At 32.8% G+C, this 11,907-nt stretch carries 13 protein-coding genes and 1 pseudogene; 1 reads left to right on the forward strand and 13 read right to left on the reverse strand.

Annotated features, from left to right (window positions below; translation table 11 throughout):
• The coding region (locus CD150_RS09700) for a nuclease-related domain-containing protein (RefSeq protein WP_206185636.1) at window positions 1-720 on the forward strand (720 nt) is incomplete at its 5' end.
• A gap of 209 nt (window positions 721-929) precedes the next feature.
• Here CD150_RS09700 and CD150_RS13935 read toward each other — a convergent pair.
• From CD150_RS13935 to yycF, 13 genes and pseudogenes are all read right to left on the reverse strand, one after another.
• Window positions 930-1,118: pseudogene (locus CD150_RS13935) on the reverse strand (isochorismatase family protein); the annotation flags it as partial.
• 178 nt (window positions 1,119-1,296) lie between these two features.
• Window positions 1,297-1,449, reverse strand: coding sequence for an NUDIX hydrolase (locus CD150_RS13435; protein ID WP_157946682.1), 153 nt, complete (start codon window positions 1,447-1,449; stop codon window positions 1,297-1,299).
• Between the two features lie 153 nt (window positions 1,450-1,602).
• Window positions 1,603-2,076: a hypothetical protein gene (locus CD150_RS09710; protein WP_103161536.1), complete on the reverse strand. Its 474-nt coding sequence runs from the start codon at window positions 2,074-2,076 to the stop codon at window positions 1,603-1,605.
• A gap of 21 nt (window positions 2,077-2,097) precedes the next feature.
• Entirely contained in the window at window positions 2,098-2,403 is a 306-nt protein-coding gene (locus CD150_RS09715; RefSeq protein WP_240621225.1) for a hypothetical protein, read from the reverse strand.
• Window positions 2,391-3,428: an SNF2-related protein gene (locus CD150_RS09720; RefSeq protein WP_103161537.1), complete on the reverse strand. Its 1,038-nt coding sequence runs from the start codon at window positions 3,426-3,428 to the stop codon at window positions 2,391-2,393. Before CD150_RS09720 ends, CD150_RS09715 begins: the two co-directional genes overlap by 13 nt.
• A gap of 121 nt (window positions 3,429-3,549) precedes the next feature.
• Window positions 3,550-3,699: a DUF6339 family protein gene (locus CD150_RS13940; RefSeq protein ID WP_353805036.1), complete on the reverse strand. Its 150-nt coding sequence runs from the start codon at window positions 3,697-3,699 to the stop codon at window positions 3,550-3,552.
• Window positions 3,680-4,057, reverse strand: coding sequence for a DUF6339 family protein (locus tag CD150_RS09725; RefSeq protein WP_133170645.1), 378 nt, complete (start codon window positions 4,055-4,057; stop codon window positions 3,680-3,682). The genes CD150_RS13940 and CD150_RS09725 overlap by 20 nt, the downstream gene beginning before the upstream one ends.
• Window positions 4,058-4,560: 503 nt before the next feature.
• A complete protein-coding gene (gene rlmH, locus CD150_RS09735; protein ID WP_019468536.1) occupies window positions 4,561-5,040 on the reverse strand; it encodes a 23S rRNA (pseudouridine(1915)-N(3))-methyltransferase RlmH in 480 nt (159 codons plus the stop codon).
• Between the two features lie 737 nt (window positions 5,041-5,777).
• Window positions 5,778-6,578, reverse strand: coding sequence for an MBL fold metallo-hydrolase (locus tag CD150_RS09740; RefSeq protein ID WP_026034766.1), 801 nt, complete (start codon window positions 6,576-6,578; stop codon window positions 5,778-5,780).
• Between the two features lie 439 nt (window positions 6,579-7,017).
• Window positions 7,018-7,800, reverse strand: a complete 783-nt coding sequence (locus CD150_RS09745) for a two-component system regulatory protein YycI (RefSeq protein WP_019468534.1) — start codon at window positions 7,798-7,800, stop codon at window positions 7,018-7,020.
• Window positions 7,801-9,141: a YycH family regulatory protein gene (locus CD150_RS09750; RefSeq protein ID WP_019468533.1), complete on the reverse strand. Its 1,341-nt coding sequence runs from the start codon at window positions 9,139-9,141 to the stop codon at window positions 7,801-7,803. It abuts the gene before it with no gap.
• Window positions 9,131-10,963: a cell wall metabolism sensor histidine kinase WalK gene (walK, locus tag CD150_RS09755; protein WP_040030063.1), complete on the reverse strand. Its 1,833-nt coding sequence runs from the start codon at window positions 10,961-10,963 to the stop codon at window positions 9,131-9,133. The genes CD150_RS09750 and walK overlap by 11 nt, the downstream gene beginning before the upstream one ends.
• Before the next feature lie 13 nt (window positions 10,964-10,976).
• Window positions 10,977-11,678: a response regulator YycF gene (gene yycF / locus CD150_RS09760; protein ID WP_019468531.1), complete on the reverse strand. Its 702-nt coding sequence runs from the start codon at window positions 11,676-11,678 to the stop codon at window positions 10,977-10,979.
• Between the last annotated feature and the right edge of the window lie 229 nt (window positions 11,679-11,907).

An 11,907-nucleotide genomic window follows, 5' to 3' on the forward strand; every position in this document is an offset into this window, starting at 1 on the left:
AAGGAGAATTTTATGAGAGAAAACAATGTAAAAGATCTAAATAAAAAAATACATTATCTACAAAAACTAGTACAATCTTCATTAAATTTTGGGGAGCAAATTACAAGCAATCATTTACAGGAAATATTTTGGGAATTTAAAAATAACAAGATTATTGAACATTATGCAATTTATAATAATGTACTAATTGAAGACAGAGATAATATTCGACAAATTGATCATTTTGTAATATGCACAAATGGTTTGTTCATTATAGAAACAAAACATTGGAAAGGCGATATTTATTTCAACTTTAATAAAGATAATTTAGAAGAATTTCATTTAGATGGTTTAAAGAGATATTTATTTCCTCCAAATGGTGATCAATATATTACCTTTATACTTACTAACGAAAATAATGAATTTGCTTTTAAAAAGTTTGGCCATCCATTTGATCAAGTTAATAAAACACGTGAGTTTGCTAATGAAATATTTGATGCCAAGTTCATTGAAATGATTATATATTTCAATCACAAAGGAGATGGAAAACTCTATGTAGGCAATCCAAATAAGTTTGTTGCTACCCCTTCATCTAAAGCTGAATTAAAACAAACAATGCACGATAAGATTACTAAGAATAAATCTCGTAATTGTATGGATGCTACAACAATAATGTCACTTTGTGAAGAACTAAATAAATATGCAAATAATGAGGCTAGTATTATAAATATAAATGGATAATAGACAAGGTGATATACTAAAATGTTCTTTCTAATTCAATGGATGCATAACTAGGAAATTTAAATGAGAAAACTTTTAATTGTCTTCGCTATTTATTGGATAAAAATACACATTCTATCAACTTATCTCAGTTAGTAGAATGTGTATAATTTGTTATTTAATAAAGAAAGGTTTTATAGATAAATAAAATGACAAAATCCCATGCTAGCTCATATGAACTGCACCCTTGAATCCACACAAAACGGTGTTTCAGCACCACAAATTTCAAGTGATTTCACTTCTAATTCATTAAGTACTTGTTGAAGATTCGTATGATAGAACGCATTTGTATGAGTTTTATAAACTGAATGTGTCCCAAATTCAGTTGAAATATCGTCTACAATGTCAAAAGCCTCAGTACCTCGAACTAAACCATCGTCTTCATGTTATACAAAAATAATTGTCTTACTTTCTTTATGATATGCTTCGATTGCATCGTTAATTCTTTTAACTAATCCATCGTAATCATAAATCTTCCATCTTCAAAACACACACCATTTTGCATATCAATTACTAATAATACATCTGCTTTTGTCATTACCTTTCATCCATTCTTTTCAATTCTAACCTTTTATTAAGTTTCCACAATGCCGTTTTATCAATATCAAAATGTAATAAATCGATTGCATCTTCGTAATTCAACCATTTTGATGCTACATGTTCTGATGAAATATTAACCTCTTCATCCAACGCTTCTGCTGCAAATGAATAGACTGATAATACAAATAACCTTTCGTTCCATCGATTTTAAAAATTTTTAAAGTAGTCAACTGGTACTTTTGTTGCATCTAATTTATATATTTTTCTGAGTATTTATATACACTTAAAATATTCAATTCATATTTAACTAGGAAACAAATTGAACTCATTCTGAATTGCTCTTTCTAAGAGGAAAGCTTCCAAAGGACTATCACAACTTATTGCATATATCCTACTGAAATCAAAGTCAAAGTCATTATCTTTTAAAAATTTTCGCCCAGATATTTCAAAGTTTTTTCTCCCTATGTTTATATCGACATTTAAATCGATATCTATACTACCCATCTTACCTGTTTTAGTAACTCCTACTATAATTGGTCTTGATTCTTCTCTATTATTTTTGTAGAATTTTATATAAACTATATTTGCTAATTCTGACCATTCATTAGCAAGTCTATTTCTCCAACGGTTATAAGGAATTTCTGATCCAACAATACTAAATTGAACTAGTTCTTTCTTATATGTATTATTCAAATATTTTTTGATTTCTTCTATTTTAGTATCTCTTTTTATAAATTCAGAAACATATATATCCCAAGATTGCTCCAAACCTTTCAAAGTATTACTCCTTACAAAATATTAATACGGAAGCTTTGTAATACTAACCTTTGTACCTTCAAATGAATGATTTTTCAATAGTGATTCAATTTTAGTTTTTTTATCAGCATTATCTCGATTTATGATTACTTCCTTAAGCATCTCTGATGTCATTTTACAAACAGCAAATGGTTTATCGTTCATTTGAATTTCAGGATTTAAAGAACTATCACTATTTATATTTTGTATAATATATCGAATTTCTTCCTCCTGTCTTAAATATGGATTTTTAAAAAATAGAGAGAAAAAATATAATGCTTGTACTATACCTAAAATCACTTCCGACATGTCTGGCTTAAATCAGTATGATTGAGGACATCATATCTAAATCTATCATCTACAAGAATATTCTTTTTATCGTTCTGTTTATATGTTAGCCAATTGTCTCTCAATTTTTTTGGTGCTAGTACGAGTACTCTATCATTACGTAATTCGTAATATTTGATTACCGCTAAAGCGGAGAATGTCTTTCCTAGTCCTACACTATCTGCTAATATACAACCGTTGAATCTTTCAATTTTATCGATAATACCAAGTACTCCATCTTTCTGGAACTCGAATAATTTATTCCAAACGACAGTTTCTTTAAAATTAGTACCTTCTTTTATTACGTTATCCTCGCTCAAATTATCTAACTCATCTGAGAAGATGTTATAGAGCGTCACAAAATATAACCACTCTGGAGAGTTTTCCATATAGATTAGTTTAATTTGTTCTAGCACATTTTCTGTTACATCTTTGACCTTTGTCTCATCATTCCAAATAGCATCAAACTCAACTAAGCTATTCTCAACTAATTCATCTACACCTGCTAATACGAAATATGATCCGAGTCTATTTGAAGAAGTTAAACCTAACCCATCAGCTGTAAAATCGATATCTGATTGTGAAAATAAATTAACCTTATTATTATGGACTAATAATTGTTTACTTATTGAATAATCATCAACAAGTGTTTTAAAAGTAGCTTTTTCATTTATCCATTTTGTGACTTGATTCGCTGTTCGCGTAGAAATCATTTTGTTTCTTAACTGAATCTCAAAATTATTCCCATCGAACTTTGGATTATTCTCAATTTCTTGTAATTGCAGTTTGTATTGTCTCTTTACTTCTTGTCCTAAATTATAGAAAGCGGGTTTAGTAAATAAAAATTTAAACTCTGATAATTTATCTAATTCTTCTTTAATAGCATAGTATGCAAATAAACTAAATGTGGCTGATGCAACTGTCAACTTAGCATCTTTATAAACATTTTCTTTAAGTAAATTAACTAAAGTATTCTCTCCTTTATTATCAACTACGTATTGTTTCATTGCTGTTTTCACCCCGATTAATTTATTGATTCTATTATCTCATAAATAATTCGTTAAGACTTAGTTATTATAGATATATTTCACTTCTTAATATTTTAATATTTATCATATACTCATAATTCTACTCGTTATCCTTCAAATACCCATAAATCTCTTCTTCAACTTCCGCTCTTGTCTTCAAATCAAGCAGAGTAACTCCTCCAATTAGATTCAAATACTTATTCGCTTGAACAAAGTGATCTCGTTTTATATCAACTCCATCTTGTTTCAACCTGTAAATCGCCGAAAGAATCCCTAATCCCAGTTCTTTTTTTCGATGTAAAGTTACTCGAAAAGAATATTACTGCTCTAGCTGAGAAATCACTTTCGCAGAAAAACTTAATGTGTTCATATGGGTCTTCTCTCGTTGCATCATATGTAAGATGCCCCACCCACCATAATCTAGATAGTACATTGACAAACAATGCTCTTTTTAAACCATTTTTGTATGATGTTAATGCAGTTTTAATTCTTTCATCTTTATTCTTACTCAGTTTATCATTTAATCGATAATACAAATAATCTTTGTAGTATGTCATTGTCATTCCTAACCAGAACTTTTCCTGACTTGCTTGTACTGGTGATAGCATATGCAATGAACGATGTAGTATTTCAACATTCTTTGGATCTGTATCTGAATAAATTCCTTCAGTAATTAGAGGTTCATAGTCAAACTCAATATTCCCATCAAGAATTGTCTCTTTATTAAAGATGGTTTCTAATCCCGCTTCATCATTCTCTTATATATACTTCACATATGTATCAAAATTCGCCAAGAACTCTTCTACTGTTTCACTAGTCGCGTATTTAATTATCTTTTTCATTATACGACCAATTTTTCGTCTAGATACAGTGAGGCTTTGTTCATTAAATTATTCTTAATTTGTCTTGTACCGAAGTTTTTTCTATTCGAATTAAACGTATCTATAATAATGAATCGCCTACACTTAATTCGACATTTTCTATGAGAATATTATAGAAAATAACCTCATTATTTGTGATAACTTTCACAAAAACATAATAGCAATTCTCATAAACCTCATATGTTCTGATACGTTCAAAATCCCTTTATGAAGCGGCTGAAAAAACCGCATCATTTATGATATGCTTCACCGCGCATGATTTTAAACGCACGGTAGACTTGCTCGATTAAGACGACGCGCATCATCTGGTGTGGAAATGTCATTTTACTGAATGATAAGGCGTAGTCGCTTCTGTTTAAGACGTCTTGATGCAAGCCATTGGAACCACCTATAATAAATGTGAAGTCGCTTTGGCCACGTGTCATGCGGCTTTCTAATTCTTTAGCAAGTCCTTCAGAAGTCAGCATATTGCCTTTTATTTCTAAAGTAACGACTGTGGATTGTGGTTTTACTTTTGCTAGTAAGCGTTGGCCTTCTTTTTCTTTCACTTGTTCAACTTCTTTGTCACTCATATTTTCGGGTGCTTTTTCATCTGGTACTTCAATAATTTCAATTTTGGAATACGCACCTAAACGTTTTTCGTATTCAGCTATGGCTTGTTTCCAGTATTTTTCTTTTAATTTGCCAACTGCAAGTATAGTAATTTTCATAATATGCCTCCTGTAAAAGCTTAAAAATCAATAGTTATTAGACTTATCCACAAGTTATGCACTTATTCACACAATTCCCTCTTATTATAACAGGAATGTATACGATATTTTAAAATAATTTACGTTTTTTTCACAAGTAAGAGTGGATAACCTGTTTATTTGTGGATAACTCTGTGTATAATGTGGGTATTTCTCTGTTAATTGTGCACATCTCTGGATAACTTTGGATAAATACGTGGATAAGTTGCCGATTGTCTTACATACTTATTCACAAAATTTACGTTTATTTTACAAAATCTCATGTTCGTTCAAGCTATAAGGTAAGTTATCCACTGTTTATAAATTATCAGATAAATGCATATATGTAACTACTTTAATTAGCTCGTCATTTTATAAAATTGATAGTTAAACAAACCTCTAATTTATTAAAATGATTTCGTCGTGTCATCACAGCACGATGACTAGGGTTCAAGTGATACTGAACTAAGCTTCATGCATAAGTCTCCGATAACTCAATAATATGAAAACTGGTGCTTTAACTAGATTAACGTTTAGCCATCGTGTTAAAAATTACTCAATTTCACTTCTTATGCCAACTACAATTTGCATCATCTTCAGCAAATCCATCAAGATCCTCTATCTTTTCAAATAAGCTGTTTCAACTATAGCTTACAGTAATCTTGGGTTAGTGCACAAAAAAGCCCTAACCGCTTCAATGAAGGGCAAGGGCTTCTTTATTATAATGTATATATTGGTGTAGCTTGAGCTTTGTCTGTGTCGCAGAGCAGTACTTCTTTTTCTGTATCGATGTCGTGTTCGTTTAGGACTTGGCCAACGCTCATACGTGCAAGGTCTTTCATGTTGTTGTCTTGTGATAAGTGGGATAGGTAGATGCGTTTCGTGCTGCCTGTAATGACGTCTGTCATGGCAAGCCCTGCATCTTCATTAGATACGTGTCCCATATCACTGAGGATACGTTGTTTTGTCTTCCATGGATAGCCACACATACGAAGCATGTCAACGTCGTGATTACTTTCGAATACGAAAGCATCACTGCCTTGAATCATGCCTTTCATGCGATCTGAAACGTAGCCTGTGTCTGTGAGTATCGTGAATTTTTTATAATTATTATGGAAGATATAAAACTGTGGATCTATGGCATCGTGAGACACGCTGAATGATTCAATATCAAAGCCTGCAATAGACTTAGTCTCGTATGGATTAAAAATGAATTTCTGATCCATTGGGATTTTACTATCTTTCTTTTCGATTGCCGACCATGTTTTTTCGTTTGCGTATATTGGCAATCCGTATTTACGTGCTAAGACACCAAGGCCTTTGATATGGTCGGAATGTTCATGTGTTACTAAAATGCCGTTTAAATGCTTAATTTGTTTGTCGATCTGACCAAACAGTTCTTCCATTTTCTTACCTGTCAGGCCTGCATCGACAAGAATACTACCTTTATCACTTTCTACATAAGTGGCGTTACCTGTACTACCACTCGCTAATACACTCATTCGTATCAAGCGATTCACCCTTTCTAATCGATAAACACTCGTTGCTTATAATTTGTTTAGGCAGTCTACGGTTTATGTGACCTCAACATGCCCTCTGTCTAATGATTAAAGTTTTTATATCTGCTGAAACTGTTTTTTAAATTATGTACTTTTGAACTATCCTATGTGGTACATATTTATGTTTACATGCGTTCATCTTAAATCAACGCAGTTGGTTTATAACTTTGATTTAACAATAATCTATTTTAACATACTTTGAAGCTTAAATTGAATTTATTGTTTAATGTGGTGTCTTGTTTTTTTAAATACTGTGTCTCAAAGTACATAATAAAAGAGCGGTATCAAAATCAATGTTAATACTTTTGATTTCGTATATCCGCTCTCTTATATTTATGATAAATCTTTCAATACTCACTAAACGGTATGCTTGTGTGAAGTCATAAATGCTATGTTCGCACTATTCTTCAACAATTTTGGGACTGTCTGAAATGGCTTCGACGTAATATGTCTTGGATTCATCTTTATGTTTTACTTTGATTTCCCAATTGGCTTCTAGTACTTGCACGTTAGGTTCTTTAACGACGGTATAATAGCCGAGTCGGACGTTGGTCACTTCATCGTTTCGTTTAAGGTAACGATTATAATAAAGTGCTTCTATCGCGCTTTTCGCAGTGTTTACTTGTTTCTTATCGTTGTTAGCACCTTCTGATGGCTCTATGGATTTCATAGCTGTTTGTCTGTAGCTTGATGCTTTACCATCGTCATTGATATTAAATTTGAGTTGTGCTTTACTATTATTCATGATTGGAAAGTCGTTATAAGTCTGTTCAAAAGTAACATTTTTATCGTCAATTTTACTCATTTCGTAATTTTGACCTTTAAAGATTTTATCTTTAACATACGATTTTAAATCTGTGTATTGATCGTTACCTACATCAATTGGATCGTTGATTTCACCTTTGATTTTTTGACCGTCTTCTTCGCTTGTAATACTTGAACGTGCTTTTGCATAAGATGAAAAATCATTAGATCTTGCAGTGAGTAGTTGCATTTCTATATTTTTAATGCTTGTCAAATTTTCAGGAATTTCTATTTTTTCTTGTTTGAAATTCACTGCATTTTCGTCGGCACTATCGTTAATATGAGATTTGTTGACTTTATCAATATAGATGATGATAAAGCTGATGTTCACTAGAATAAATACAAAAATAAATAATGTTTTCGTGTGTTTCCAGTTCATTTATTCTAGCCCCCCATCTTTGTATGCACGCCACTTGTCATCGTACTCTACATACCAACATGGCTTAAATTCACTATTGCGCTGGATTTCTATATCTCCGTTGTCCTGTTTATCTTCCATGCGGTAACCAATGGTCATGTTTGTTACCTTTTCGAAATCTACTTCAGGGTTATTGGCGAGTTCCGAACGGACAGTTTCAGCGCCTGGTAGGTTGACTTCTTTTTCGCCACTATCAATAGTTACATTTGCTTTTAATAACGTACGCGCATAGCTATAAATACCTTTATTGCCCCAAGAAACTTTCAATGTATTTAAATCGTCGTCGTTAAACGTTGGTCGTCCATTCAAGAACAGTTGATAAGTCAGATCGCCACGTTTATCGTCTGTATGGAATAATCTGAAATCATCTGTAAAACCACCGTGATTATTGATGTATGCATAGGTGCTTGGAATGCTTTCTTGCATGTTCGTTGAACGGTTTTCATCTTCTAATAGATTTGTGTAGCGATATTTTTCGGTTTCATCGTTGTAGTTGGCCACACCTGTATTATTGTTGTAAGTGACTGCACCGCTTCTTGAACTACGCACTACCACTGAATCGTTAAATAGTATTGAATTCATGGTATCTACACTAATGTGATTATAGATTGTATGGTAGGATTTTTGTCCTTTTGGTGACTTCGGCGCAAAGATATATGTCGCTTTATCTATCGTATCTTTATTGGTAATAATTTCTGTGTATGGTTGCATATGCTTATGCTGGTTTTCCAATGCTTGTGTGAATTTATCTGTCTTCACCGTTGTGGTCATGCGTACAACATTATGTCTATCTTTACTAATCGCATAAAGTTTAATTTTGCCGTCTTGATTGTTATCTATTAACAAACGATCAAATTTAAAGTTGTTGGGTACTTTGGCATTGATGTTTAATACTTGGCCTAAATATGTAGCAAGAGGCATATCATAGGTGAAGTCCAATACTAAAAATTCATCGCTCAAGTCTGGAATAATTAAATTATGATTGCTGTGCATTTGTTCAGCGTGTAATACACGATGATTTTTTAAGGGTTTAATGATTTCTTCGACATTGCTGCGTGTTGCTTCCATACCTTCTGTACTTTCACCTTTAGAGTGAATGACTTGGTATGGTGTGATCACTTGAGGCATTCCTTGTTTCAAAGGTTTACCGATTGTATTTGATTTCGCTTCTTTTTTACTATTGTCTTGTTTATCTACATTAGCCAAATCAGGTGAAAAGTTCCATGTCATATACGTCAAAATCGCACTCATGAGTACTAAAAGAAATAGGATAATAGATTTAATTAGTTCTTTACTCTGCATCCCAATCACCATCTTCTAGTACTTCACATGGAAGTGTAATAAAGATTGACGTGCCTTGTCCTTCTACACTATTTGCCCAGATGCGACCGTTATGTGCTTCGACAATTTCTTTAGAAATGGCTAGTCCTAATCCTGTACCACCCATTTTTCGCGTCCGTGCTTTATCTACGCGGTAGAAACGATCAAAGATTTTATCTACTTTATTGATAGGAATACCAATGCCGTTATCTTTGACGCGGATGGTCATACGATTATACAGTGAGTTTTGTTTCACGTGAAACTCAACACGTTTATCACCGCGTGAATACTTCATTGCGTTGGTAATGACATTGTCAAACACTTGTGTCATCTTATCTGGATCAATTTCTGTAAAGATTGTTTGTTTTGGAATCTCACGTACAAATGTTGTATCCTTCGCTGACATTTCATGGCGATTAATAATTTTATTGATAAACATATTAAAGTCGACAATTTCTTTGGTAATCTGATCTGATTCGTTATCCATTTTTGATAATTGTAGTAAATCGTTTACGAGTCGAATCATACGTTCTGTTTCTTCACGTGTCACGGATAAGAATTGTGGCGCTAACGCATCATCTTTCCATGCACCGCTTTCTAATGCCTCGATATAACTATTCATGGATGTTAACGGCGTACGTAATTCATGTGAAACATTCGCCACGAATTCGCGACGTTCTTGTTCAACTTGTTGTTGTTCTGTTACATCATGAAGTACGGCAATATAACCTGTAACGAAGCCTGTCTCTTGTACGATTGTACTAAAGTTTACACGAGCGATTATACCTTCACTTTCATTGATATCTAATAAGAAACTATCATTATTTTCTTGAATTTCATCTAATGAAAAATCTTCTTCTAATTTAAGCATATTTAACATGTAATGACCGATAATTTCTTCTTTCATCATGCCTAGCATCGTTAATGCCATATCGTTGACAATACGCACACGGCCACGACGATCGGTTGCGATAATACCATCACTCATATGCGTAATGACAGAGTCTAGACGTCGTTTTTCACTTTCTGTATTTGCTTGTGCTTCTTGTACACGTTTGGATAAATTATTAAAGGCTAGTGCAAGTTCACCAATTTCATCATTACCGTAAATTTTAACACGTTGCGTATAGTTACCTTTAGACATCTCAACGGTTTGGTTACGCATATCGGTAATTGGCTTTGTGATTGTGCGCGCAATAAAGAAACCTAGTATCACTGTAATTAATAGTGAGATGCCTGTCCCAACAATAAAGATTTGGTTGATGTTGCTTAATTGGTTATATACATCGTTGATATCTGCTTCTATATAAACATTGCCAATTGTGCCATCATCTGATGTCTTCACTGGTAAATTGTAGACCCACACACGTTGTTTTCCATTACCATAGTCTTTTAATACTGTATGGCTATTAATTTCTCCTAGCGATAGCGCTTTTTGTATGGAGCTGTCATTAGCTTTTTGATTTATTAGACTACGCGTAGACTGCTTTGAGGTAGCCATGATAATTTGATCTTTATCAATAAAACGAATTTCTTCTATTTCTTGTCTATTGGCATACTCATTCAATAAATTTTGGACTTCTTTTTGTGCATTGACTGAGTTGTCTTCGTCATAGACTTTTTCTATATTAATTTCTATTTGTTTCGCGTATTGCGAGATATTATTTTTGAATGTTTGTGTTAATTCTTTTTCTAGACTATTGGTAAAGTATAAACCGATAATCTGCATACCGATTACGATTAACAATACATAGACAATAACAAGTTTCGTGTGTAGAGATTGAAAATGTTTAAGCCACTTCATTTAATATTGTCCCCTAATCGTGTTGTTGGAGGAAGTATCCAACACCACGGCGCGTCACTATATATTCTGGATGTGATGGATCGTCTTCAATTTTTTCACGTAAGCGACGAATCGTTACGTCTACTGTACGTACATCACCAAAATAGTCATAGCCCCAAACAGTTTGTAATAAATGTTCACGTGTCATAACTTGACCCATGTGTTTAGATAAATAATGGAACAGTTCGAATTCACGGTGTGTTAATTCAATATCTGTACCACGTTTTTTAATAGAATATGCATCTGGATAGATAACAATATCTTTAATTGTAATTTCATTAGATGCATCGTTCACTTCTTGTGCTGGTTGTGAATAATGACGACGTAAGTTTGCTTTGACACGCGCAATTAATTCACGCGTGCTAAATGGTTTCGTCACGTAGTCATCGGCGCCAAGTTCAAGACCCAATACTTTATCGATTTCTGAGTCTTTTGCGGTTAACATAATTATTGGCATTTCATATTTTTTGCGTACTTCACGGCATACTTCCATGCCATCGCGACCAGGTAACATAATGTCTAATAAGACAATGTCTGGTTCTTCATCATATATTAAATCTACTGCGTCATTACCATCATATGCACAGAATACTTCATAACCCTCTTTTTTCAAGTTGAACTCTAAAATATCAGCAATTGGTTTTTCGTCATCTACTACCACAACTTTTCTAGCCATATTTATAAACCTCATTTCTAAATTGTAGTACGTTTACATATTTTTCTACGCATTTCTCTATAATATAATTTACCATTTATAGCGTGCTAATTCTATTTTTCTAAACAAAAAAATAAATTGGTATATTGTAAAATTATAACATTTTTTACTGTTAATAGGTTAATTATAGATATATTAAGCCTACACAACATGATATCACTGTGCGACTATATTGCCCATAGTCTATAAA

It is taken from the genome of Staphylococcus ureilyticus (assembly GCF_002902235.1).
Lineage (GTDB): Bacteria > Bacillota > Bacilli > Staphylococcales > Staphylococcaceae > Staphylococcus > Staphylococcus ureilyticus.